Source organism: Streptomyces sp. NPDC019443, assembly GCF_044389785.1.
Lineage (GTDB): Bacteria > Actinomycetota > Actinomycetes > Streptomycetales > Streptomycetaceae > Streptomyces.
Map to the genome: position 1 here is coordinate 55,034 of NZ_JBIRYJ010000004.1, position 23,570 is coordinate 78,603.

At 69.3% G+C, this 23,570-nt stretch carries 20 protein-coding genes; 7 read left to right on the top strand and 13 right to left on the bottom strand.

Annotated features, from left to right (window positions below; translation table 11 throughout):
• Positions 1–185 precede the first annotated feature (185 nt).
• The 4 genes from ACH492_RS14455 to ACH492_RS14470 all read right to left on the bottom strand — a co-directional run bounded on the left by ACH492_RS14455 (position 186) and on the right by ACH492_RS14470 (position 3,114).
• Entirely contained in the window at positions 186–659 is a 474-nt protein-coding gene (locus ACH492_RS14455) for a hypothetical protein (RefSeq protein ID WP_398986321.1), read from the bottom strand.
• The gene (locus ACH492_RS14460; RefSeq protein WP_398986323.1) at positions 659–1,120 is read right to left on the bottom strand and encodes a Panacea domain-containing protein; all 462 of its coding nucleotides are present in this window, start codon (positions 1,118–1,120) and stop codon (positions 659–661) included. Before ACH492_RS14460 ends, ACH492_RS14455 begins: the two co-directional genes overlap by 1 nt.
• Positions 1,121–1,267: 147 nt before the next feature.
• Complete coding sequence (locus ACH492_RS14465) at positions 1,268–2,431, bottom strand: hypothetical protein (protein ID WP_398986326.1); 1,164 nt, start codon at positions 2,429–2,431, stop codon at positions 1,268–1,270.
• Complete coding sequence (locus tag ACH492_RS14470) at positions 2,428–3,114, bottom strand: DUF4365 domain-containing protein (protein ID WP_398986328.1); 687 nt, start codon at positions 3,112–3,114, stop codon at positions 2,428–2,430. Before ACH492_RS14470 ends, ACH492_RS14465 begins: the two co-directional genes overlap by 4 nt.
• A 130-nt stretch (positions 3,115–3,244) precedes the next feature.
• Here ACH492_RS14470 and drmA point away from each other — a divergent pair, with 130 nt between their 5' ends.
• From drmA to drmC, 3 genes are read left to right on the top strand one after another with little or no spacing between them, the layout of a single operon-like run.
• Positions 3,245–6,850: a DISARM system helicase DrmA gene (gene drmA, locus ACH492_RS14475; RefSeq protein WP_398986330.1), complete on the top strand. Its 3,606-nt coding sequence runs from the start codon at positions 3,245–3,247 to the stop codon at positions 6,848–6,850.
• Positions 6,847–8,706, top strand: a complete 1,860-nt coding sequence (gene drmB / locus ACH492_RS14480) for a DrmB family protein (RefSeq protein WP_398986332.1) — start codon at positions 6,847–6,849, stop codon at positions 8,704–8,706. Before drmA ends, drmB begins: the two co-directional genes overlap by 4 nt.
• A complete protein-coding gene (drmC, locus tag ACH492_RS14485) occupies positions 8,703–9,455 on the top strand; it encodes a DISARM system phospholipase D-like protein DrmC (RefSeq protein ID WP_398986334.1) in 753 nt (250 codons plus the stop codon). The genes drmB and drmC overlap by 4 nt, the downstream gene beginning before the upstream one ends.
• Positions 9,456–9,559: 104 nt before the next feature.
• Here drmC and ACH492_RS14490 read toward each other — a convergent pair whose 3' ends face one another.
• Positions 9,560–10,726, bottom strand: a complete 1,167-nt coding sequence (locus tag ACH492_RS14490) for an acyl-CoA dehydrogenase family protein (RefSeq protein WP_398986336.1) — start codon at positions 10,724–10,726, stop codon at positions 9,560–9,562.
• A gap of 177 nt (positions 10,727–10,903) precedes the next feature.
• On the opposite strand from ACH492_RS14490, the gene ACH492_RS14495 reads away from it, so the two are divergent.
• Positions 10,904–12,241 (top strand): UDP-glucose dehydrogenase family protein, encoded by a 1,338-nt coding sequence (locus ACH492_RS14495; protein WP_398986338.1) that lies wholly within the window; start codon positions 10,904–10,906, stop codon positions 12,239–12,241.
• A 102-nt stretch (positions 12,242–12,343) separates the two neighbouring features.
• Here ACH492_RS14495 and ACH492_RS14500 read toward each other — a convergent pair whose 3' ends face one another.
• Positions 12,344–12,862: a CGNR zinc finger domain-containing protein gene (locus ACH492_RS14500; protein ID WP_398986340.1), complete on the bottom strand. Its 519-nt coding sequence runs from the start codon at positions 12,860–12,862 to the stop codon at positions 12,344–12,346.
• 88 nt (positions 12,863–12,950) lie between these two features.
• On the opposite strand from ACH492_RS14500, the gene ACH492_RS14505 reads away from it, so the two are divergent.
• Positions 12,951–13,313 (top strand): VOC family protein, encoded by a 363-nt coding sequence (locus tag ACH492_RS14505; protein ID WP_398986342.1) that lies wholly within the window; start codon positions 12,951–12,953, stop codon positions 13,311–13,313.
• A 21-nt stretch (positions 13,314–13,334) separates the two neighbouring features.
• Here the strand turns inward: ACH492_RS14505 and ACH492_RS14510 are convergent, their stop codons facing one another.
• The 4 genes from ACH492_RS14510 to ACH492_RS14525 form a co-directional block, all read right to left on the bottom strand.
• A complete protein-coding gene (locus tag ACH492_RS14510; RefSeq protein ID WP_398986344.1) occupies positions 13,335–14,444 on the bottom strand; it encodes a dipeptidase in 1,110 nt (369 codons plus the stop codon).
• A gap of 144 nt (positions 14,445–14,588) precedes the next feature.
• Positions 14,589–15,773 carry a dipeptidase gene (locus ACH492_RS14515; RefSeq protein ID WP_398986346.1) on the bottom strand — a complete coding sequence of 395 codons (1,185 nt, stop codon included), beginning with the start codon at positions 15,771–15,773 and terminating at the stop codon, positions 14,589–14,591.
• A gap of 7 nt (positions 15,774–15,780) precedes the next feature.
• Positions 15,781–16,278 carry a 5-(carboxyamino)imidazole ribonucleotide mutase gene (gene purE, locus ACH492_RS14520; RefSeq protein ID WP_398987307.1) on the bottom strand — a complete coding sequence of 166 codons (498 nt, stop codon included), beginning with the start codon at positions 16,276–16,278 and terminating at the stop codon, positions 15,781–15,783.
• A 19-nt stretch (positions 16,279–16,297) separates the two neighbouring features.
• A complete protein-coding gene (locus tag ACH492_RS14525; RefSeq protein WP_398987309.1) occupies positions 16,298–17,416 on the bottom strand; it encodes a 5-(carboxyamino)imidazole ribonucleotide synthase in 1,119 nt (372 codons plus the stop codon).
• Positions 17,417–17,616: 200 nt separating this feature from the next.
• Here ACH492_RS14525 and ACH492_RS14530 point away from each other — a divergent pair, with 200 nt between their 5' ends.
• Positions 17,617–18,123 carry a GtrA family protein gene (locus ACH492_RS14530; protein ID WP_398986348.1) on the top strand — a complete coding sequence of 169 codons (507 nt, stop codon included), beginning with the start codon at positions 17,617–17,619 and terminating at the stop codon, positions 18,121–18,123.
• 32 nt (positions 18,124–18,155) lie between these two features.
• On the opposite strand, the gene ACH492_RS14535 is transcribed toward ACH492_RS14530, so the two are convergent.
• Together ACH492_RS14535 and ACH492_RS14540 are read right to left on the bottom strand one after the other, a co-directional pair.
• A complete protein-coding gene (locus ACH492_RS14535; protein ID WP_398986350.1) occupies positions 18,156–19,451 on the bottom strand; it encodes an ATP-binding protein in 1,296 nt (431 codons plus the stop codon).
• 59 nt (positions 19,452–19,510) lie between these two features.
• Positions 19,511–20,188 (bottom strand): response regulator transcription factor, encoded by a 678-nt coding sequence (locus tag ACH492_RS14540; RefSeq protein WP_307663030.1) that lies wholly within the window; start codon positions 20,186–20,188, stop codon positions 19,511–19,513.
• A 463-nt stretch (positions 20,189–20,651) separates the two neighbouring features.
• Here ACH492_RS14540 and ACH492_RS14545 point away from each other — a divergent pair, with 463 nt between their 5' ends.
• Positions 20,652–22,172, top strand: a complete 1,521-nt coding sequence (locus ACH492_RS14545) for a peptide MFS transporter (RefSeq protein ID WP_398986352.1) — start codon at positions 20,652–20,654, stop codon at positions 22,170–22,172.
• Between the two features lie 71 nt (positions 22,173–22,243).
• Here ACH492_RS14545 and ACH492_RS14550 read toward each other — a convergent pair whose 3' ends face one another.
• Positions 22,244–23,569: a hypothetical protein gene (locus ACH492_RS14550; RefSeq protein WP_398987311.1), complete on the bottom strand. Its 1,326-nt coding sequence runs from the start codon at positions 23,567–23,569 to the stop codon at positions 22,244–22,246.
• Position 23,570: the final 1 nt, after the last annotated feature.

Below are 23,570 nucleotides of genomic sequence, written 5' to 3' on the forward strand. Positions count from 1 at the left end.
CCGTGGCCCTCCTGAGGACTGGTCCCAGCAACCACGGACCGTCGGCCAGGGCACGCGTCAGTCCCTCGTCGTGGCGGACTCCTCGCGCCAGCGCACCGAGCAGCTTCCGCACCGCCTCGGCCGGCGGGACGGGCTCAGGTTCGTCGGACATCCGTGCTCCCCCTCGAAAGAGCGATGTGGCCCGGTCAGGTGTGCTTGAGCCTCGACGGGTACACCTCGTGCTCCGGGTCCCACCACAGGACGTTGAAGACGTTGCCCACCAGAAAGCCGTACAGGCGCTGCTTGCCGGTGAACTCCAGGCGCTGGATCTCCGTCCTGTCCCCGAAGCCGAGCTCGTCAAGCCTCACCACGGCATCCCTGCACAAGCGGGACAGGTCCCTGTACTCCGTAAAGAAGCGGCGTGTCGTGCGCAGTTCGTTGAGGGTCATCGACTCGCAGGCGGCGAGTTTGGTCAGCACCTCGCACAACGTGACCGTGTCCATGCGGTCGAAGCCCCAGCGACCGTCGTGATCGACGTGGCTGAACCGCCAACACACCCGTTCCTCCGAAGCGACGGCCTCGGGAAGCAGAGAGCGGCGGACTTCACCGAGCCGCTTGCCCTGTAATGGCCCGCCGGGCGGCAGGGCCATCTTCTTCTTGGCGCGTCCCCCTTTGGCCATCAGTCGTCGTGCTCGCCCTGCTCGGCCAGCGCGCCGAAGAAGTCCGCGATCTCCTCGTCGAGGAGCGGCTCCGTGCTCCGCTCCAGGTCGGTCACCTGGGCACGTTCCCGGGCCTGCACCCAGGGGCCTGTCCGATGGGTCATCTCCGACAGCTCGTTCGCCGAGTACACGCGCATGTTCTCCAGCACGATGTCGATCGATTCCCGCTCGGACTCGTCCAGCTCAGTGGGGTCGCCCTCGATGTCCCCACGCCGAAGCTCGAACCGGCCGCGGTGCTTGCTGTACAACTCGGGGGCGACCGGTCCGTTCGCCCAGGCCTGGAAGCGCTCGTCGAAGAGAGGACGGTCCTCCCAGGCAAGGTGGTAGCCGTAGGAGAAGTAGCAGAGCTTCTGCAGCTTCATGGCCGACATCGGTGCGGCCTTCATCAGGATGTACGCGGCTACGTCGTGCACGGTTGCCATGGTCGGTCCCCTCTGGTCCTCGTCGCCACCCTAGAGCCGCATGCCTGCCACCGGCATCCTCGGAGCCCCCGAGCAGGAGAGGATCCCCCCTGTCGGTCCAGCGTACGGGCAGGGTCCGACAACGTGAATGCCGCGTGACGGCGGGCCTCAGTCGTAGACATGGCGCACCGCGACCAGGCGGCTGTTCTCCATCCGGGGGGCATTGCCCAAAGCCGAGAGATCGCCGCGCACGATCACCTCGTCACCCCGGCGGTGCGCCTCGGCCGCCCTGCCGTAGTCATCCTGGTTCAGCGTGGTTCTGACCCGTCGTAAACGCCCGTCGTCCCTGTCCTCGAAGGAGCCGGCGACGGTGACCGCCCCTGGGCCGTGCGGCAGCTCGCGGTGGAGCCGCACAACCGAGCCGACCAGTGTCATGTCGCGGCGCCCAAGGCGGGCGCGAAGGTCCTTGGCCCCGGCGTCCAGGGCTTCGAGCTGTTGCCGGGCGAGCCGGACGGGCTTGGTGGGCTGCTCCAGCGGAAGGTCGGCGGACCAGGTGAAGTCGAACGAGAAGCCCGGTCCGTCGTCGCCGCCGATCTTGACCAGTGCCTCGCAGAGATTCGCCGAAAGCCCCGCCGGGACGTAGGGAGCGAAGTCGGCCAGCTCGTCGTTCCGCAGGGTGAGGTCGGCGGCCTCCCGGGCGCAGATCAGCGCCGCGTACAGCCGCCGTGACACTCGCCTCTCGAACGGCTCTCTGAAGGGTTCGTCGTCGAAAAGTAATTCCTGGGCTGGAGTCTCCGGCAGTGGGGTGTGCACGGCCACGACGTAGCTGCCCACCCGGGTCTGATCCAGCCGTACAGACGCCACATGGTCCTTGACACGCTGCGGTTTCTGCGCGGGCTGCACGGGTTGCGGCTGGGGAGCGGCCTCGGCAGCCGCTGCCGCTGTCATCAGGTCACGCAGCCCCGCGAGGGCGGGCACCACTTCGGTGAGCGGCGCGGTGCCGGACGGGCCAGGTGGGGTGAGTCGGAGGAACTGCCAGTCGGCTGACGGGAGCGACATCTCACGCAGCACGTCGGCGGGGCGGCGGGCCTCCACCGTCGACAGGGTCTCCACGAGGTCGGCCATGCGGTCGGCATAGTCGCGCGGCCGGCGGTCCAGCGGAACGAGCACCTCGTACGGCTCCCCGGTGTCGTCCGGCACGGGCAGGACCCACAGCTGGCCTCGTCCGTAGTCACGCATCGGGGACCAGCCACGGCCACGCAGATAACGCAGCAGAGAGGCAGTGGCCAGGTCCTTCACCCGGCTGAACTCCTCTTCGGAGATCGCGATCACGACACCCCCAGCTTCGCTCGGAACTCAGGGCCGAAGAGACCGTGCAGTGTCCCGGTCGTGAGCAGGTTGGCCTTCGGCACGGACACCGTCAACCTGTCGTCTTTCGACTTGTCCGTGAGCTCGTGGTCGTGGAAGCAGGCCCAGTAGGCGGCGTGCCGGAGCAGCAGGCCCTCATGGGTCGCTTCCACCCACTCATCGGAGTCCTCCGGGACGACGACGAGGAAGAGGAAGCGCGGATGGTAATAGTCCCTGCCGGACAGCAGGTTGTAGTTGTGAACACGCAGTGGATAGCGCCACGAGTCGCCGGACCCCTTCGGCTTGCCCCAGCACTTCACCTGTGCCTGAATCTGCGGGAACCTCCTCGTACCGCCGCGCCCCGGGTAGGTCAGCTCCCAGTCGATGCCGAGGCGGTCGCGGGAGTTGGACACATTGAGGTTCGCCGCTGTCGCCAGCGCCCGGACGAACTGCTCGCCGAAATCGCCCTTGTGGTTGTGGTCGCCCATCTCCACGGGCTCCAGCCACGGCGCGGTCACCGGATCCGCCGCGTCGAGCGGCTGGGTGGGGTGCGGAAGCGCGGCGGGAGCGGGGTCGGCCGACTCGGCCCCCTCGTCGGTGTACCCCGGCAGCGGCACGCCGTAGTGCCACGCGCGGTGGGAACCGCCTGTTGCCGGACGCTCGTTCATCCACACCCCCGTCGCCCTGTGCTCCGACCGGTGGCACAGAGTATCGGCGGCCTCCGACAGCCGACAGCCGGTGATCGATTTCCGGCCCAACTCACCTGCGCTGTCAGTGGGCGGGCCTATCGTGAGCAACGTGAGCCAGCGACACACACCTTCGCCCGGGTCCGGCAGTGACAGCACCGGACCCGTCCTCGACGCGCCCACCCCGCAGCAGCTCCGCGACGAGCTCGCGGAGCTTGTCGTCAGGGACTTGCTCGGCCCGATCGGGGGTCCGGAAGAGGAGCTCCGGGGCAACCCCGCCGAGCACTACATCATCGGCCGTCTGGCTCCCGGGGGCACCGCTGACGAGGGCGGGCGGACGAGTCTCGTCGGCCTTCCCGTCGAGCCGGACCAGTTCGACGAGACGACCCTCGCCGCGGTGCCGGACACGGAGGAGGGTGACCCGGACCCCGACTCGCCCAATGTGCCCAGCCTGCAGCCGTCCAGCCTAGGACTGACCTTCCGGGTTGACGGAGGCGTGGACGAGCTGCGCGTCCACTGCTCCTGGGCCCGGTACACACCAGGTCACTCCAAGGACCCGGAGTACCACCGGTCCGTCTGGCACCGGACCACGTACGAGAAGACGGTCACCGTCAAGCTGCTCGCGGACGGTGTGATCGAGGCACAGCAGGTGCTGCCCAAGGAGTTCCCCGGAGTGGTGGTGCGCGGCCGGGCCCGGACGCATGAGGGTGACCGCCTCGTCTCCCTCTTCCTCGTCAACGCGCAGGACGTCGAGGGCGGTTCACGCAACTGGCTCTTCCAAGCGGAGCTGTCGGTCAGCGGGCCACAGGAGACCGCGCCCTTTCTGCCCCGCCGTACCACGACCAGGTCCGTCGGTGACCCCGTGGAGCAGGCGGAGCGGCGGTCGCTCGCCATGGGCTACCGCTTCCTGCCCGAATTCGCGGTCGGTCACGGCACCGGAGTCCAGGCGAAGGCAAGTCCCGCCGACCCCATGCGGGCCGTCCTGATCACCACGGCCTCTGCGCCGACGTACGAGATCCCGCACACCGACGTGCCCGACCCGCTCGGACGTCACGACCAGGACCTGGTCGAACTGCGCGGCCTCGTACTCGACATGCAGGTTCTCGCCGAGCTCCCCCCGGACGCGCTGCGTGCAGCACTGCTGCCCCTCGTGGACGGCTACCGCGCCTGGATCGAGCGCACCCGGCAGGGCATCGGCGACCCGCGGGCCCGGCTCGAAGGGTATGAGCGGGAGGCCCGCGACAACCTCACCCGTGCGGTGGAGGCCGCCGACCGGATCGAAGCAGGCATCCGTCTGCTCGACGAAGGTCCGGCGCTGGACGCGTTTCGATTCGCCAACCGCGCGATGTGGCAGCAGCGCATCCACACGATGGCCGCGGCCGACCGTCGTCGCGACCCGGATCTTCCGCTCGACGCGGCGGTCCTCGCGAACGACGTCCCCAAGAATCGCAGCTGGCGCCCGTTCCAGCTGGCCTTCCTCCTGCTCAACCTGCCGTCGCTGGCCGACCCCTCCCACTCCGAGCGCGCCGACAACGGAGAGGCTCTCGCCGATCTGCTGTGGTTTCCGACCGGCGGCGGCAAGACCGAGGCCTACCTCGGGCTCACGGCTTTCACTCTGGCGATACGGCGCCGACTGCCCGCTCTCGGCGGTCTGGACGCCGAGCACGGCGTGGCCGTTCTGATGCGCTACACACTGCGGCTGCTCACGATCCAGCAGTTCCAGCGTGCCGCGGCCCTCATCTGCGCGTGCGAAACGATCCGCAGGGGCAATCCCGCGCTGTGGGGCACCGCTCCGTTCCGTATCGGCCTGTGGGTGGGCGGCGGTGTCACACCGAACAACACCGACCAGGCGAGCACCTGGCTCAAGGACCGCCGCAAGGAGAAGGGCCGGGGCCGACGCAGCCGCTCCGGATCGCCCCACCAGCTGACCAGCTGCCCCTGGTGCGGCAGCAAGCTCGACGCCGGCCGGGACATCACCGTCGACCCGACCCTGCGTCGGACGATCATTACGTGCCCGGACGTCTTTGCGTGTCCGTTCGGCGAAGGGTCCTTCGGTCTGCCCGCCGACGAGCGGGGACTCCCGGTGCTGGTCGTCGACGAGGAGATCTACCGCCTGCCGCCCAGCCTGGTCATCGCCACCGTCGACAAATTCGCCCAGCTTCCCTGGAAGGGCGAGACCCAGACCCTGTTCGGCCAGGTCTCCAAGCGCTGTACCCGCCACGGGTACGTCACAGCCGACGCTGTCGACAGTGAGTGGGAACGCCACAGCCACCCGGCCCACGGGGGCCATCCGGCGGCGACGACGGTCGAGGTGCCCCGTGTGCGCCCGCCGGACCTCATCGTCCAGGACGAGCTGCACCTGATCTCAGGTCCCCTCGGCTCCTTGACCGGGCTCTACGAGGCCGCCATCGACCGGCTGGCGTGCTGGGACATCGAACCGGGGCGCACGGTACACCCCAAGGTGATCGCCTCCACCGCCACCGTGCGACGAGCCGAACGGCAGATCAAGGACCTGTTCAGCCGCGGGACCGCGGTCTTCCCTCCCCCAGGGCTCACCGCGGACGACAATTTCTTCGCCCGCCGCCGGGACACCAAGGACAAGCCCGGCCGCCGGTACGTCGGCATCTGCGCACAGGGAGTACGGACCAAATCCGTGGCCATCCGGGTGTACGTCGCCCAGCTCGCCGCCGCCGAACTGCTCCACCAGCGCTACGGACGCACCGAGCTCACCGACCCGTACATGACGCTGGTCGGATACTTCAACAGCCTCCGCGACCTGGGTGGCATGCGCCGCCTGGTGGAGGATGACATCTCCACCAGGCTGACCCGCGCCGACCGGCGCGACCTCGCCGTCCGTTATATCGGCGAACCGGCCGAGCTCACCTCCCGCATGTCCTCTGAAGCCATCCCCGGCATCCTGGAGAAACTCGAACTTGCCTTCACCGGGACGAGGAAGAAGGGCACGGCCCGTCCCATCGACGTCCTGCTGGCCACCAACATGATCGCCGTCGGCGTGGACGTCTCCCGGCTCGGCGCGATGGTGGTCAACAACCAGCCCAAGTCGACCGCCGAGTACATCCAGGCCACCAGCCGCGTGGGCCGGCGGGCCCCCGGGCTCGTCTTCACCGTCCTCAACTGGGCGCGCCCACGGGACCTCTCCCACTACGAGACCTTCGAGTCCTTCCACGCCACCGTGTATCAGCACGTGGAAGCCCTGTCCGTGACGCCGTTCGCGGATCGTGCCCTGGACCGGGGACTCACCGGAGTGCTGGCCTCACTCGTCCGCAACCTCAAGCAGCAGTACAACGGCAATCGGGGAGCCCAGTTCTTCGACATCCGGGGCGAACTCGCCGACCACGTCGTGCGCTCCCTCCAGCGTCGCGCTGAGGACGTCACCGACGACAAGCATGCCGGAGCCGAACTCGTCACCCGCCTCAAGCAACGTCTCGACCACTGGGATCTCCGCCGCAAGGCACCCGGCGCGGTGCTCGGCTACAGCACCGCAGCCCGCCAGGGCGATGTCACCCCGCTGCTGAAGAAGCCCGACGGAGCCGGGTGGCGGCTGATGACCTGTCCCACCTCTCTGCGCGAAGTGGAGCCGCCTGTCCAGCTGATGTTCGTGGGTGACGTCGGGCAGGACCCCGTCACCGAGCCGCCGTTCGTGCCCCGCCCCCAGATCGAAGACGACACCTCCGACACCCTCTGGGAGCAGCCGTGAGCACACCGTCCAACGGACCTCTGCGAGTGGGTGAGCTGCGTCCGAGTCAGCTGCTGCACACGTACGGAGTGGGATCGGTAGCGGATCTGCCCAATCTCTCCACCATGGTGCTGGGTCTCGACCACTGGGACCTGGTGAGGGCCACCCCGCTGACCGAGGACCGTCTGCTCGCCGCCGTGCGCAGACGGCTGGGTCCACAGGTCACCACCCTGCGCATGCCGCCTCAGATGCAGGAGACGTCGGATCCGTTCGGGGAGTGGACCAGGGTCGGCGTTCCAGTGGCGCTGTTCCCGCGCTGGCTGCGCTGTTCCCGCGAGCAGTGCAACCAGCTGTCTCCGGCGTCGTCAGGACTGTTCGAGCTCGAAGAGCACTACTTCCGGCCCGAGAACACGCGCTATGTGCACACCTGCTTCGGTGCCGGCGGCCGTCGGCCGACCGCCGTCCCCGCCCGTTTCCTTATCGCCTGCCCCGCCGGTCACATGGACGACTTTCCCTGGCAGTACTTCGTCCACCGAGGTGCCGCCGCCGCAGCCGACTGCACCCTCAGCCTGGTCGAACGCGGCACCACTGGTGAGGCCGCCAACATCTTCGTTCAGTGCTCGTGCCCGAACGTGGCCGACCGTTCGATGGCGGAGGCCATGGGCAAGCGGGGTGAACGAGAACTGCCCGCCTGCCGAGGACACCACCCCCACCTCGGTACCTTCGACACCTGCGGCGAGAAGGTCCGCACCATCGCGCTGGGCGCCACCAACAGCTGGTTCGCTTCCCAACTCAGGGTGTTCAGCCTGCCCAAGGCCGAGGAACCGCTGACCCAGGCCGTGCGTGAGCACTGGAAGTCATTGAGCCCCCTGGCCGCCATCCCCGCGGAAGCGGCCAAGGTACTGCTGCCCACGCAGGCCTGCTGGCCCGAACTCGAAGCCTATGGAGCGGACAAGGTATGGAAGGCAGTCACCGACGAAGCCGCTGCCTTCTCCCAGTCGGCCTCATCCGCCCCTTCGTCAGACGACGAGGGCTTCGACCTGGCAACCCCCGAATGGGAGGCCTTCACCGCGCCCCGTCAGTACAACCTGCCGGACTTCACCACCGAGCCCGTGGCGGTCCCCAGCACCGCCGCCCAATGGCTGGAGCGGGTGATTCTCGTTCACCGTCTGCGTGAAGTGTCCGCCCTCACCGGCTTCACCCGGATCGACGCTCCGGAATGGATGCCGCAGGACGACGAACCGACAGCCCAGGCCGCGCCTCTCACAAAGGAATCGCCGGTCTGGGTGCCGTGCGCCGAACTGCGGGGTGAAGGCGTGTTCCTGGCCTTCCGCGAGGAACGCCTCGCCGACTGGGAGAAGCGTCCCGAGGTCGTCACCCGCGAGAAGGTGCTCAAGGCAGCGCATGTGACGTGGTGCCAGGCGCGCGGGATCGAGCCCCAGTGGCCCGGCATACGCTACGTGCTCCTGCACACGCTCGCACACGTCCTGATCCGCAGTTTCGCCCTCGAATGCGGCTACGGCGCCTCCGGGATCGCGGAGCGCGTCTACGCCCGCTCCGGGGAGAGTCCTATGGCCGGCATCCTCCTGTACACCGCGGCGCCGGACAGCGAAGGCACTCTGGGAGGGTTGGTCTCCCTCGGCCATCGGGACCGGCTCGGGCCCGTCATCGATCAGGCCCTGGAAGAGGCACGGCTCTGCAGCTCCGACCCCATGTGTTCGGAACACGACCCCCGGGTCCACGGCCGCCTGCACGGGGCCGCATGCCACGCCTGTCTCTTCGCAGCCGAGACCTCGTGCGAACGGGGCAACCACTACCTCGACCGGGCGCTCCTCGTCGAGACCCTGGCCGGGGATCTCGGTGCCTTCCTGTCATGACCGGCCGACTGCCCGGGTTGCCTGCCTTGCTTGCCGCGCTGAGCAGGCGCCTGCCTGCTGAGCGCCTGGCCGACCTACAGCACCACCTGGACATGGCCGACGGCCCAGCAGACCCGCTGCTCGACCGATGGGCCGCTGCTCACCCGGCAGCTGGTCTGTCCTCGCAACTGGGCGCGGTGAGGGCAGCGTGGCAGGACGAGGCGCCCGGACTGCCGGGAACGGCCATCGCTCTGTCCCTTGCGACAGCCGAGGCCTGCGAGCAGGGATGGGAACCATCCGCGGAGCTCGTCGTGAGCGGCCCTACGAGCCCAGCGATTCCTGTCCGCCTCACCAGTGGCATCGCCATCGACGTCATACGTTCGGCCAGCGACGCGCTCCTCATAGCCAGCTTCGCCGCCTACGACATCTCGGAGATCATCACGGAACTCCGCGCGGCCGTCGGCCGCGGGGTGCGCGTGGACCTGCTTCTTGAGGAATCGACCTCGGCTGCGCGGGTCTTCGACGCGCTTCAGGGGCAGGTCCGGATATGGCACCGCGCAGACGGCTCTGCACCGGGCAGCCTCCATGCCAAAGTGATCGCCGCCGATCGCCGCATCGCCCTGCTGGGCAGCGCGAACCTCACCAGCCGGGCCCTGAGCGACAACGTCGAGATCGGCGTCATCCTGCGCGATTCCAGAGCGGTGGCGCGGTTGGTGGACCACCTGGGTTGGCTTACGGGTCCAGGAGCCGGTTACCTTCGGCGCAGTTGATCGAATCGCGTCTGAGCCCGAACCACTGACCCTGGCCAGCCCTCAACGACGGGAGGCACCCCCAGCGAGCGGGGGTGCCTCGTCACGTACCGCGAATGGACGCTTTACGGCAGGTTGCGGGCCATGACGATCCGCTGGACCTGGTTCGTGCCCTCGTAGATCTGGGTGATCTTGGCGTCGCGCATCATGCGCTCGACGGGGTAGTCACGGGTGTAGCCGTAGCCGCCGAGCAGCTGGACCGCGTCCGTGGTGATCTCCATGGCGGCGTCCGAGGCGTAGCACTTGGCGGCCGCGCCGAAGAAGGTGAGGTCGCTGTCGACGCGCTCGGACTTGGCAGCCGCTGCGTAGGTGAGCTGGCGGGCGGCCTCCAGCTTCATCGCCATGTCGGCGAGCATGAACTGGATGCCCTGGAAGTCGGCGATCGGCTTGCCGAACTGCTTGCGCTCCTGGACGTAGCCCTTGGCGTAGTCGAGAGCGCCCTGGGCGATGCCGAGGGCCTGGGCCGCGATCGTGATGCGGGTGTGGTCCAGGGTCTTCATGGCGGTCGCGAAGCCGGTGCCCTCCTCGCCGATCATGCGGTCGGCGGGGATGCGGACGTTGTCGAGGTAGACCTCCCGGGTCGGGGAACCCTTGATGCCGAGCTTCTTCTCCGGGGCGCCGAAGGAGACGCCCTCGTCGGACTTCTCGACGACGAAGGCGCTGATGCCCTTGGAACGCTTGGTCGGGTCGGTGACGGCCATCACCGTGTAGTACTCGGAGACGCCGGCGTTGGTGATCCAGCGCTTCACGCCGTTGAGTATGTAGTGATCGCCGTCGCGCACGGCCTTGGTCTTCATACCGGCCGCGTCGGAGCCGGCGTCCGGCTCGGAGAGGCAGTACGAGAACATCCCGTCGCCATTGGCGAGCGGACCCAGGTAATTCTTCTTCAGGTCCTCGGAGCCGGAGAGGATCACCGGGAGCGAGCCGAGCTTGTTCACGGCCGGGATCAGGGAGGAGGAGGCGCAGACGCGCGCGACCTCTTCGATGACGATGACGGTGGCCAACGCGTCGGCGCCCGCGCCGCCATAGGACTCGGGCACGTGGACCGCGTGCAGGTCGGCGGAGACCAGCGCGTCGAGAGCCTCCTGCGGGAAGCGGGCCTGCTCGTCGACCTCGGCGGCGAACGGAGCGATCTTTGCCTCGGCGAGGGAGCGGATGGCGTCGCGGAGCATGTCGTGCTCTTCGGACGGGCGGTACAGGTCAAATGCCGAGTTACCGGTCGATCCTGCCAAGGTCTCTCACTCCCCAAGGAACGCTAACTACCGTTAAGTAACCTAATTTTATAGGGCTGCTACAGCCAGGCATACGTGACCTTGGCGACAGCGCGTGTGACAGGGGGAAACGTGCCCCGTGGGGGCACGGCTATGCTCGGGCTCGCATTCCGAGCCCGCACTTCCCTGGAGCACCGCATGGCCCTCAAGATCACCGTGATCGGCACCGGATATCTCGGCGCCACGCACGCCGCGGCCATGGCGGAGCTGGGCTTCGAGGTGCTCGGACTCGACGTCGTGCCCGAGAAGATCGAGATGCTGTCGGCGGGCAGGGTCCCGATGTACGAGCCGGGACTGGAAGAGCTGCTCGCCAAGCATGTCGCGGGGATCGAGGGATCGAGCGGGCGGCTGCGCTTCACGACCTCCTGGGAGGAGATCGGGGAGTTCGGCGACGTGCACTTCGTCTGCGTGAACACCCCGCAGAAGCACGGGGAGTACGCCTGCGACATGTCGTACGTCGATTCCGCCTTCGAGTCGCTGGCGCCGGTACTGACGCGGACCGCGCTCGTCGTCGGCAAGTCGACCGTCCCGGTCGGCTCGGCGCAGAGGCTGGCCGAACTGCTCGCCGAGAAGGCCCCGGGGGACGTGGAACTGGCCTGGAACCCGGAGTTCCTGCGGGAGGGCTTCGCCGTGCAGGACACGCTGCACCCGGACCGGGTCGTAGTGGGCGTCACCAGCGAGCGGGCCGAGAAGCTGCTGCGCGAGGTGTACGCGACGCCCGTCGGGGAGGGGTCGCCGTTCGTGGTGACGGACTACCCGACGGCGGAGTTGGTGAAGACCGCGGCGAATTCCTTCCTGGCGACCAAGATCTCGTTCATCAACGCCATGGCCGAGATCTGCGAGGCCGCGGACGGCGATGTGGTGAAGCTGGCGGAGGCGATCGGGCACGACGAGCGCATCGGGAAGAAGTTCCTGCGGGCGGGCGTCGGCTTCGGGGGCGGCTGCCTGCCGAAGGACATCCGGGCGTTCATGGCGCGGGCCGGTGAGCTGGGCGTGGACCAGGCGCTGACGTTCCTGCGCGAGGTCGACTCGATCAATATGCGACGGCGCGGGCACATGGTGGAGCTGGCGCGGGACGCGGTGGGCGGCGGCTCCTTCCTGGGGAAGCGGGTGGCCGTGCTGGGCGCGACGTTCAAGCCGGACTCGGACGACGTACGCGATTCGCCGGCGCTGAATGTGGCGGGCCAGATCCATCTGCAGGGCGGCCAGGTCACGGTGTACGACCCCAAGGGCATGGAGAACGCACGGCGGCTGTTCCCGACGCTGGGGTATGCGGATTCGGCGCTGGAGGCGGTGCGGGGCGCGGATGTGGTGCTGCACCTGACGGAGTGGCGCGAGTTCCGCGAGCTGGACCCGGCGGCGCTGGGCGAGGTCGCGACGAGCCGGATAGTGCTTGACGGCAGGAACGCGCTGGACGGCGGGAAGTGGCGCGAGGCGGGCTGGACGTACCGGGCGATGGGGCGGCCGCGGGCCTGAGCTTCGCGGTTCGCGACGCGGCGGCCGGCCTTCGCCGTTCGCGACGCGGCCGCGGGCCTGGGCCTTCGCCGTTTGCGACGCGGCCGCGGGCCTGAGGGTCCGTCAGCCTGTCGCCGTGCGGCGGGCGCGGTACGTGCGCATCTTCGCGCGGGCGCCGCATACCGCCATCGAGCACCAGCGGCTGCGGCCGGCCGGGCTGCGGTCGTAGTACGCCCAGTGGCAGTCCTCGGCCTCGCATGCCTTGAGGCGCGCCCATGTCCCGTCGGCGGCCGCGGCTGCGATGGCCTCTGCGATACGGGAGACGAGCGGACCGTCCGAGGCCGCGGGGCGCAGTGCCGCGGCGCCGTCCTCGGCGACGGTGACATACAGCGGGGCCCCGGCCAGGAGCCGGTCGAGCGCGGCGGGCGAGCGGGCCGGTGATCGGTGCCCGGCGTGCGCGAGGCAGGCTCCGCGCAGGGCCTCGCGGAGCTCCCGGGCGGCGGGGACGTCGCGCTCGGCGAGACCGAAGGCGGCGCGGCCCTCGGCGGTGTCGAGCAAGTCGGCGCCGTTCTCTATGTTCAGCGTGTTCACCAGGGCCTCGACCAGCGCGAGGCCACCGGGCGCGGGTCCCCTGTCATTCATGGTTGCGACGTTACCTCTGATGCGGGAGCATGGGGTAACCGTTACCGGTTGCGGCATTGCACCGGGAACCCGACCGGAGGAGCTGACCATGGCCATCGCCACGCTGGGGACTGTGGTGCTGGACTGTCCCGACCCTGTCGCGCTCGGCCGCTTCTACGCCGGGCTGCTGGGCGGTGACATCGAATCCGACGGCGACGGCTGGGTCTCCCTGACGGGCACCCCGGGCACCCCGCTGGCGTTCCAGGCGGCGCCGGGCTTCGTACCGCCGAAGTGGCCGGCACCCGACGCGTCGCAGCAGTTCCACCTGGACCTGACGGTGGAGGACCTGGACGCGGCGGAGGAGGGAGCGCTGGCACTGGGCGCGAAGCCGCTGGACGCGGACGACAGGGGCCGGTCCTGGCGGGTGTACGCGGACCCGGCGGGGCATCCGTTCTGCCTCTGCGCGTGCTGAGCGGGGCCAGGCCCCAAGCCCTTACATGTCGTCCAGCGTCGTCACCCGTGCCGTCGACGCCGACCTGCGGTCCTGCATCGCCCTGGCCACGAAATCCGTGTCCCTCACGACCCGGTATACGTTCCCCCAGGTCAGCGCGTCGATGTCCGGTTCGGGCCAGGAGCGGTCCAGGAGTTCGGCGATCAGGCGGGGGAAGCAGGACACGTCCGCCAGGTCGGGGGCGTGGTGGGCACCCGTGTCGTAAGCGCCGGTGAGGGCTACCGACTCCGGGCCCACCGCGTCACGGACATGGTCCAGGTGGTCCGCCGTTTCGCGGAGGGAGGCGGCCGTGCAAGGAACCATGCAGACGCCGCGGTTGGCGCGGAGCTGGCGCAGTACGTCGTCCGGGACCCGTTCCGGGTGGTGCGAGATGACGACCGGCGCCTGGGCCACCTTCAGCGCCCGGTGCATCGTCTCGGGCGTGCAGCCGGAGAGGTCGACGACGATGCCCAGGCGGTTCATCTCGCGGACGACCTCATGGCCGAAGGAGGTCAGGCCGGTGCGCTGGGTCCAGCGGGTGCCCGCGAGGGTCAGGCTGCGGACGCCCAGTGCGTGGTACGCGCGCAGCGTGCCGAGCGAGTCGCCCAGGGCCGGGCCCGCCACCGGGCCGAGCAGCACGGCTATGCGGCCGCAGTTGCGCGCGTCGGCGAGGTCGTCGACGCTCAGCGCCAGGCGCATGCTTTCGGGATAGCCGGCCACCAGCGAGCGGACCAGGTCGAGCTGTTCCATCGTCGCGGTCAGCGTGCCGTCACCGGTGATCCCGGACGGGGTATGCAGGGACCAGAACTGCGCGCCGACGCCGCCGTCCCGCAGCCGGGGTATGTCCGTCTCCAGCGTCCGCTCGCCGTGTTCGATGTCGTGCGACGGGGTGTCCCTGAGCGCCTGGGCCAGACCGCTGAGACCGTCGGCTATGGGGTGCGCGGCAAGCAGTTCCCGTGCCCGCTCCAGGCTCCCGGCGACCGGCTCGACCGACGCCCCGGTGCGGGGCAGCGCCAGGGAGTCGAGGTCGCCGAGGGCGTCGAGGTCGCCGAAGTCGCCGAATTTGCCGACCGCGGCGGTGGCGGTTTGGGGTTCGTCCTGCAGATCTGCCATGGCGGGTGCTCCGAGCTTCGAACGACCGTGCCGTAGAGCCACCGTGGCACGGGAGTGCCGAGGGTTCACGGTGGGTGGTGCGTTCGGGGTACGAGACCTGACCCCGGGCCCCCGGACCGCACTCACCCGTCGAGCGGACCGCACTCAGCCGTCGAGCTGCTCGATCGTCGCGTTCGACGGGCCGCGCCGCGTCTGCAGATCGCGGGCGACGTCCTCCGCCGCGCGTAGTGTGCGCACCGCGTTCTGCCAGGTGAGCTTCGCCAGGTCGGACGCCGACCAGCCACGCCGCAGCAGCTCCGCGATCAGGTTGGGATAGCCCGCGACGTCGTCCAGGCCGGCCGGGGTGAAGGCGGTGCCGTCGAAGTCGCCGCCGATGCCGATGTGGTCGACGCCGGCGACCTCGCGCATATGGTCGAGGTGGTCCGCGACCGTCGCGGCGGTGGCCACCGGGCGGGGGTGCGCCTCCTCGAAGGCCGCGTGGATCCGCATCGCGGCGGGCGTCGTGTCCAGGGGGTGGAAGCCGTGCGTCTGCATGTTCTCGTCGGCCGCCTGGGTCCAGGCGACGGCCTGCGGGAGGATGAACTTCGGCACGAACGTGACCATCGCGACGCCGCCGTTCGCGGGCAGCAGCGCCAGCACATCGTCGGGGATGTTGCGTACGTGGTCGCAGATCGCCCGGGACGAGGAGTGCGAGAAGACGACCGGGGCGGCCGACGTGGCGAGCGCGTCGCGCATCGTGGACGCGGCCACGTGGGAGAGGTCGACCAGCATGCCGGTGCGGTTCATCTCCCGTACGACCTCGTGACCGAAGTCCGAGAGGCCGCCGACCCCGGGAGCATCGGTCGCCGAGTCCGCCCACGGGACGTTGTCGTTGTGGGTGAGCGTCATATAGCGCACGCCCAGCGCGTACAGCGCCCGCAGCGTGGCGAGCGAGTTGTTGATGGAGTGCCCGCCCTCGGCGCCCATGAGCGAGGCGATCCGGCTCTCGCCGCGCGCCTTCTCCATGTCGTCCGCCGTCAGTGCGGTGGCCAGGTCGGCCGGATAGCGCTCCAGCAGCTGGCGCACCCCGTCGACCTGCTCCAGGGTCGCGCTGACCGCGTCGTCCCCGGCCATGTCGCTGCGTACGTACACGGACCAGAACTGCGCGCCGACGCCGCCGGCGCGCAGCCGCGGGATGTCCGTATGCAGCCGGCCTCTCTGGTCGGCGGCGATGTCCATACGGTTCAGGTCGTAGCGGACGTGTTCGCGCAGCGCCCACGGCAGGTCGTTGTGCCCGTCGACGACGGGGTGTTCGGCGAGGAGTTCCCGTGCCCGGCTGAGAAAGTCCATGGTTGTGTTACTTCCCGAAGCCGAAGGCCCCCGCACCTTCGACCTTCGTACGCAGCCGCTTGCCCTTCTCCGTCGCCTGGTCGTTCAGCTCCTGCTGGAACTCCCGCATACGGGCGAGGAGTTCACTGTCCTGCGTGGCCAGGATGCGGGCCGCGAGCAGGCCCGCGTTACGGGCTCCGGCGACCGAGACCGTGGCGACCGGCACGCCCGCCGGCATCTGCACGATGGACAGCAGCGAGTCCATCCCGTCGAGGTACTTCAGCGGTACCGGGACGCCGATGACCGGGAGCGGGGTGACGGAGGCGAGCATGCCCGGCAGATGGGCCGCTCCCCCGGCGCCCGCGATGATCGCCTTGAGACCGCGGTCCGCGGCCTCCTCTCCGTAGGCGATCATTTCGCGCGGCATCCGGTGCGCGGAGACGACATCGACCTCGTACCGGATCTCGAACTCGTCAAGAGCCTGCGCCGCGGCCTCCATGACGGGCCAGTCGGAGTCCGAGCCCATGACGATGCCGACCAGTGGGTTACTCAACGATCGTCCCTCGCAGGTAGCCGGCGGCGTGACGGGCGCGCTCCAGCACGTCCTCCAGGTCGTCGCCGTAAGTGTTGACATGGCCGACCTTGCGGCCGGGCTTCACGTCCTTGCCGTACATGTGGATCTTGAGCTGGGGGTCGCGGGCCATGCAGTGCAGATACGCCTGATACATGTCGGGGTAGTCGCCGCCGAGGACGTTCGCCATGACCGTCCAGGTGCCGCGCGGGCGCGGGTCGCCGAGCGGGAGGTCGAGGACGGCGCGGACATGGTTGGCGAACTGCGAGGTGATCGCGCCGTCCTGGGTCCAGTGGCCGGAGTTGTGCGGGCGCATGGCGAGCTCGTTGACCAGGATGCGGCCGTCGGTCGTCTCGAAAAGCTCGACCGCGAGGTGGCCGACGACGCCGAGCTCCTTCGCGATGCGCAGGGCAAGCTCCTGGGCCTGGCCGGCCAGCTCCTCGTCCAGACCGGGCGCGGGCGCGATCACCGTGTCGCAGACGCCGTCGACCTGCCGGGACTCGACGACGGGATAGGCGACGGCCTGGCCGTGCGGGGAGCGGACGATGTTCGCCGCCAGCTCGCGGGTGAAGTCGACCTTCTCCTCGGCGAGGACGGGGACGCCGGCCTTGAAGGGGGCCTCGGCGTCCTCTTGCGTGCGGACGAACCAGACGCCCTTGCCGTCGTAGCCGCCGCGCACCGTCTTGAGGATGACGGGGAAGCCTCCGACCTCATCGGCGAACGCCGACACATCGGCGGGGTCCGCCACGATGCGGTGGCGCGGGCAGGGTGCGCCGAGCTCGTCGAGCTTCGCGCGCATCACGCCCTTGTCCTGCGCGTGCACCAGGGCGTCGGGCCCGGGACGGACGGGGATGCCGTCCGCCTCCAGCGCCCGCAGGTGCGCGATCGGGACGTGCTCATGATCGAAAGTGAGCACATCGCAGCCCCGCGCGAACTCACGCAGCGTGTCCAGGTCGCGATAGTCGCCTATGACGACATCGCTGACCACCTGGGCCGCGGAGTCCTGCGGGGTGTCACTGAGGAGCTTGAATCTGATGCCGAGGGGGATACCCGCCTCGTGGGTCATACGGGCGAGCTGACCGCCGCCGACCATGCCGACTACCGGGAACGTCACCCTCCTAGGGTATCCGCCGCCCCGGGAAGCCCCTGCCGCCCGCGGTCCCGGACCCGGGTACCGTCTGCCTTGTCACAGCCTCGCCACACCATCGCGGCCGTCCGAAGGGCGGGAGCCGGGGGGTGCTGGATAGCATGGCTGGGTCGACGACACCGACCCGAACGGGGCTAGCGATCACCATGAGTGAACGAAGCGCACTGCGCGTGCGGCTCGAGCAGCTGGCTCGCGAGTTCGTGAAGTTCGGGGCAGTGGGTGGCGTGGGACTCCTGGTGGACCTGGGGGTCTTCAACCTCGTACGGCATCTCACGGACATCCCTGTCGTGCGGGCGAGCATCATCGCCACGGTTGTCGCGATCGGCTTCAACTATCTGGGCTTCCGGTACTTCACCTACCGGGACCGCGACAAGAGCCGCAGGACCAAGGAGCTGACGCTCTTCCTCCTGTTCAGCCTGGTCGGTCTGGTGATCCAGAGCGGGGTGCTGTACGCCGCGACGTACGGCTTCGGCTGGGACAGTCCGCTGCAGAGCAACTTCTTCAAGTTCCTCGGCATCGGCATCGCGACGCTGTTCCGCTTCTGGTCGTACCGCACCTGGGTGTTCCGGGCGCTGCCGGCGCGCGAGGCCGTACAGACGGCGGAGTCGTTCCTGGGGCAGCGGCGGCCGCAGCCCGACAAGGTCCGCGGCTGACCAAGCCCGCGGCCGGCCAAGTCCGCGGCTGACTACCTGACTGTGGGCGGGTCGTTCTTGCGCGGGTCGTCCTTGCGCAGGTGGTCCTTGCGGCTGCGCGCCACCCGGCTCAGGAACAGCGCGAAGACCGGCGGATGCTGCTGGAGCAGCTCAAGACGGCCGCCGTCCGCCTCCGCCAGATCGCGGGCCACGGCCAGTCCGATGCCGGTGGAGTTGCGGCCGCTGATGGTCCGCTCGAAGATCCGCGCGCCGAGGTCGGCCGGTACGCCGGGGCCCTCGTCGGTCACCTCGACCACGGCCTGATTGCCGGTGGCGCGGGTGCGCACGGCCACCGTGCCGCCGCCGTGCATCAGGGAGTTCTCGATCAGCGCGGCGAGCACCTGGGCGACCGCGCCCGGGGTGCCGACGGCCCGCATGCCCTGCCGTCCCGAGCAGACGATGGCCCGGCCCGCGCTGCGGTAGGCCGGCCGCCACTCCTCCAGCTGCTGCTTGACGACCTCGTCCAGATCGAAGGTGACGGCCGAACCCGTGCGCGGATCACGGGAGTTGGTGAGCAGCCGCTCCACCACGTCGGTGAGCCGCTCCACCTGGGCCAGCGCGATGCTCGCCTCCTCCTTCACCGTCTCCAGGTCGTCGGTGACGGTGATCTCCTCCAGCCGCATGGAGAGTGCGGTCAGCGGCGTACGGAGCTGGTGCGAGGCGTCCGCAGCGAGCCGGCGCTCGGCGGTGAGCATTCGTGCGATGCGCTCGGCGCTGGCGTCGAGGACGTCGGCGACCCGGTCGAGCTCGGGAACGCCGTAGCGCTTGTGGCGGGGGCGCTGGTCGCCCGAGCCGAGGCGTTCGGCGGTCTCGGCGAGGTCGGTGAGCGGGGAGCCGAGGCGGTTCGCCTGGCGTACGGCGAGCAGCACGGCGGCGATGACCGCGAGCAGGGCGACCCCGCCGATGATCAGCAGGCTCCGGCCGACCTCGCGGGTCACGGAGGAGCGGGATTCCTCGACGGTGACGGTCTCGCCGCGCTCGCCCTCCGCGGTGCCGCGGATGACGCTGCCGGTGGGGCGCTCGCCGATCTCGATGGGGCCGCGGCCGGGGATCTCGATCAGGGCGTACCGCTTGGCGCCGCTCTGCTCGGCGAGGATGTCGGGGTTGACGGGCTCGCCGCCGATGAGCCGGCTGTCGACGATGCTGACGAGGCGCAGGGCCTCGGAGTCCACGCTCTCCTGGGCGCTGCTGCTGATGGTGCGAGTCTCGACGAGGACGAGGGAGACGCCGAAGACGGCGATGACGACCAGCACGACGGCGAGGGTGGAGTTGATCAGACGGCGGCGCAATGTGCCCTCCGGGCGGGACGCGATGTTACGAGGGCGTGCGGGCCCGGCCCGTAACCCTGCTAGCTCTTCTCGAAGCGGAAGCCGACGCCCCGTACCGTCGCGATATACCTCGGGTTCGCCGCGTCGTCGCCCAGTTTCTTGCGCAGCCACGAGATGTGCATGTCCAGCGTCTTGGTCGACGACCACCAGGTCGTGTCCCAGACCTCGCGCATCAACTGGTCGCGCGTGACCACCCGGCCCGCGTCCCGGACCAGCACCCGCAGCAGGTCGAACTCCTTCGCCGTGAGCTGCAGCTCCTCGTCGCCCATCCAGGCCCGGTGCGACTCGACGTCGATCCGTACGCCATGGGTGGAGGGCGCCGGGACGGGCTCGGTGGCACCGCGCCGGAGCAGGGCCCGTACCCGGGCGAGGAGTTCGGCGAGGCGGAACGGCTTGGTGACGTAGTCGTCCGCGCCTGCGTCCAGGCCGACCACGGTGTCGACCTCGTCCGCGCGGGCGGTCAGCACCAGGATCGGGATCGTGTGGCCTTCGGCACGCAGCCGCCGGGCGACCTCCAGGCCGTCCATGCCGGGCAGCCCGAGGTCGAGCACCACCAGGTCGACGCCACCGGCAAGTCCGGCGTCGAGCGCGGTCGGACCGTCCTCCCGGACCTCGACTTCGTAACCCTCCCGGCGCAAGGCGCGGGCCAGCGGCTCCGAGATGGAAGCGTCGTCCTCGGCGAGCAGTACACGGGTCATGGGGTGATGGTAGACCGCAAGACGTACGCGTCGGTGCGTGATCGTCAAGCCCTGTGGGTGTGGGATGCGATCATGACTACGACCTTCGATTCAGGGCAGGCAGTTCCAGGAACGCCTGTGATCCATATCTCAAGTCCTTCCATATGCCGCAGTGTCATGTCGTATGGTGATGCGACGCCTGTAGCACTACACGGGACCTTTGGCACGAGACACGCGCCAAGGGTCTCTTTGCTGCGCGAGGTTGGCTTGCCGGTCTCGAAGACAGTGAATGACCTGTGGGCCGGGCCCCGAGCGCGATGGCGCCCGGGGCGTGGATCCGGTGCGGACAGTCCCCCGTCTCCGACGTACCGGAGCGAACCCCTCAGGCGTGGGGCGGGACGCGTCCCTTGCCGGTGCCGGCCAACCCCCCACCGGGCGCGTACCGCTCACAAAGCGCCGCGTCCCGATCAAGCAAGGATCGACCATGGCGTCCAGCCTGACGAAGGACTCGGCCAGCACCCCTGGCTCCGAGAAGACCTTCATCGGCCACCCCCGCGGCCTGGCCACTCTCTTCATGACGGAGATGTGGGAGCGCTTCAGCTACTACGGCATGCGCGCCCTTCTCGTGCTCTACCTGGTCTCCGGTGGTGCCGACGCGGCAACCGGCAGCCAGGGCGGCGGCCTCGCGATGACCGCGGCGACGGCATCGGCGATCTACGCCGTCTACGTCTCGATGGTCTACCTCATGGCCATGCCCGGCGGCTGGTTCGGTGACCGTGTCTGGGGCGCTCGCAAGACCGTCACCATCGCCGGATTTGTGATCATGGCCGGTCACCTCTCGCTCGCCGTCCCGGGTCAGGCGATGTTCTTCGTCGGCCTGATCCTCGTCGCGGTCGGCTCCGGTCTGCTCAAGGCCAACATCTCCACGATGGTGGGTCACCTCTACGACGGTCCGGACGACCCGCGCCGTGACGGTGGCTTCACGATCTTCTACATGGGCATCAACCTCGGCGCGTTCCTGGCGCCGCTGGTGATCGGCACCGTCGGCGAGAAGCACAACTGGCACCTCGGCTTCGCGCTCGCCGCGGTCGGCATGGCCCTGGGTCTGGCCCAGTTCCTGATCGGCACCCGAAGCCTGAGCGAGAAGAGCAGCGTCGTCCCGAACCCGCTCGACGCCGCCGAGCGCAAGAGCATCCTGCTCAAGGTCGCCGTCGCCGTCGTCGTGGTCGCCGGCTTCTACGGCGCCGTGGTCATGGCGGGCAAGTACACCCTGAACTGGGCGCTGGTCCCGCTCACCCTGGCCGGTCTGATCATCCCGATCGCCGTGCTGGTCCGCATCAAGCTCGACAAGAGCCTGAGCACCGCCGAGCAGTCGAAGATGAGCGGCTACATCTGGTTCTTCGTGGCCGCCGCCCTCTTCTGGATGATCTACGACCAGGGTGGCTCCACGCTGTCTCTGTTCGCGGACGGCAAGACCGGCGACAGCCTGTTCGGCTTCGCCTTCCCGGCCACCTGGTTCCAGTCGCTGAACCCTCTGTTCGTCATGGCGCTCGCCCCGGTCTTCGCCTGGATGTGGCTGTGGCTGGCCCGCAAGAACCACGAGCCCAGCACCATCGTGAAGTTCGCGATGGCTCTGGTCCTCGTCGGCGGTTCGTTCTTCGTCTTCATCGTGCCGATGGGCCTGGCCGGTGACGGCACGAAGGTCAGCCCGATGTGGCTGGTCTCGATCTACATGATCCAGACGATCGCCGAGCTGTGTCTCTCCCCGGTCGGCCTCTCGGTCACCACCAAGATGGCGCCGCAGAAGTACGCCAGCCAGATGATGGGTGTCTGGTTCCTCGCCGTCACCGCAGGTGACTGCACCACGGGTCTGCTCTCGCTCGCGGGTGTCGACCTGAACGGAACCTCGATCATCGCCATGCAGGCGTTGCTCGCCTCCGCGGCCGGCTTCGCGATCTACATGTACCGCAAGAAGGTCGAGACGCTGATGGGCGACGTCCACTGACGTAGCTCCTGCGCATACGAAGGGCCGTCGCACCGGATTCGGTGCGACGGCCCTTCGCCGTGCCGGACCCGCTAGCGCGTGCCGCGCAGCCGGCGCCACGGAGTGAACGTGAACACCGCGCCGCCCAGCAGGATCACCGTGCCGGCGACCAGGGCGAGGGCGCGCAGGGCGCCGTTGTCCTCGGCTCCCGTCTGGGCCAGGCCGCCGCTGGTGCTCGAACTGCCGCTCGCCGCGCCGCCGCTGGAGCTGCCGCCCGCGCTGCCGCCGCCGCTCGCGCCGCCCGGCTGCGCCGCGGTGTCGAGTTGGAGGGAGGCCTCCGCCTTGCCCTTGACCGTGCACGGGATGCTGATCTTCTGGCCGCCCAGGGTGACGTCGATCGTCAGGGTCCCGGGGCTGAGCGTCGACTTGCCGCTGGCGCCCGGCTTGTACGTCCCGGCCATGTCGGGCAGGTCCACCGGCTTCCCCTGCTCCAGCGGATCCTTGTTGGCGGGGCCTGTGACGGGGACGGTGCCCTTGTCGGCGCCGCCGAGAAGGACCGCCATGGACGGCTTGAGGGCGCCCGCGGGGAGCGCGGCCGGGCTGTTCATGACGCCCTTGGCGGTCTTGACGACGAGGTCGTAACTCCCGCCGTTCTTCTTGGCGTTGATGGTCACCTTGGAGTTGATGCTCGCCGGTCCCGGCGACTTGCACTCGAAGGTGACGCCGACCTCCTTGCCGGGGAAGTCGCTCTGGCCGCCGTCGCCGCCGCCGGATGTGGTGCCGCCGCTGGTCGTGCCCCCCGCGGTGGTGCCGCCGGAGGACGTGGTCCCGCCGGCCGTCGTACCGCCCGAGGTCGTCCCGCCCGAAGTCGTGCCACCTGAAGTGCCGCCGCCGTCCGACACCTTGATCGTCGCCGCGGCCTTGACCGTCTCCTTCGGCGTGCACTTGGTGTCGGTGGACATCGGCTTGGAGACGTTGATGTTGTACGCGTCGGGCGTGAGCGTGATCTCGCCCGCCTTGGTCAGCTTGATCTTGCCCTTCATGTCGGACAGCTTCATCGGGCTGTTCTTCGGGATCGGCGGGTTCGTCCGCGGCCCCTCCATGGCGATGTCCGCGGTCTGCGCGCCGGCCGCCTTGAGCGTGCCGGTCGGCTTCACCGTGTCCTTCTCCAGGTCGAGGATGTCGGGGTTCTTGGAAGCCGCTTCGACGAACTTCCACACCACCTCGACCTCGTCGCCGACCTTGGCCTCGGCGGGCGCGGTGATCTGCACCTTCGTAGTGCCCTGCACGGGTGGCAGCCCCGAGATGGGCGGTGGGATGCACTCCGTCTTGTATGCGACCTCGGCTGCCTGGGCGGGGCCGGCGGCCAGCAAAATCCCCGCGCCGCCGAGCATCAGCGCGACTCCGGCCGCGCTCATC

Bases quoted from the DNA above. Each gene is read 5' to 3' on its own strand.
- ACH492_RS14455 (WP_398986321.1), bottom strand. From the start codon at position 659: ATGGCCAAAGGGGGACGCGCCAAGAAGAAGATGGCCCTGCCGCCCGGC.
- ACH492_RS14460 (WP_398986323.1), bottom strand. From the start codon at position 1,120: ATGGCAACCGTGCACGACGTAGCCGCGTACATCCTGATGAAGGCCGCA.
- ACH492_RS14470 (WP_398986328.1), bottom strand. From the start codon at position 3,114: ATGAACGAGCGTCCGGCAACAGGCGGTTCCCACCGCGCGTGGCACTAC.
- drmC (WP_398986334.1), top strand. From the start codon at position 8,703: ATGACCGGCCGACTGCCCGGGTTGCCTGCCTTGCTTGCCGCGCTGAGC.
- ACH492_RS14495 (WP_398986338.1), top strand. From the start codon at position 10,904: ATGGCCCTCAAGATCACCGTGATCGGCACCGGATATCTCGGCGCCACG.
- ACH492_RS14500 (WP_398986340.1), bottom strand. From the start codon at position 12,862: ATGAATGACAGGGGACCCGCGCCCGGTGGCCTCGCGCTGGTCGAGGCC.
- ACH492_RS14505 (WP_398986342.1), top strand. From the start codon at position 12,951: ATGGCCATCGCCACGCTGGGGACTGTGGTGCTGGACTGTCCCGACCCT.
- ACH492_RS14510 (WP_398986344.1), bottom strand. From the start codon at position 14,444: ATGGCAGATCTGCAGGACGAACCCCAAACCGCCACCGCCGCGGTCGGC.
- ACH492_RS14515 (WP_398986346.1), bottom strand. From the start codon at position 15,773: ATGGACTTTCTCAGCCGGGCACGGGAACTCCTCGCCGAACACCCCGTC.
- purE (WP_398987307.1), bottom strand. From the start codon at position 16,278: ATGGGCTCGGACTCCGACTGGCCCGTCATGGAGGCCGCGGCGCAGGCT.
- ACH492_RS14525 (WP_398987309.1), bottom strand. From the start codon at position 17,416: ATGGTCGGCGGCGGTCAGCTCGCCCGTATGACCCACGAGGCGGGTATC.
- ACH492_RS14530 (WP_398986348.1), top strand. From the start codon at position 17,617: ATGAGTGAACGAAGCGCACTGCGCGTGCGGCTCGAGCAGCTGGCTCGC.
- ACH492_RS14540 (WP_307663030.1), bottom strand. From the start codon at position 20,188: ATGACCCGTGTACTGCTCGCCGAGGACGACGCTTCCATCTCGGAGCCG.
- ACH492_RS14545 (WP_398986352.1), top strand. From the start codon at position 20,652: ATGGCGTCCAGCCTGACGAAGGACTCGGCCAGCACCCCTGGCTCCGAG.
- ACH492_RS14550 (WP_398987311.1), bottom strand. From the start codon at position 23,569: ATGAGCGCGGCCGGAGTCGCGCTGATGCTCGGCGGCGCGGGGATTTTG.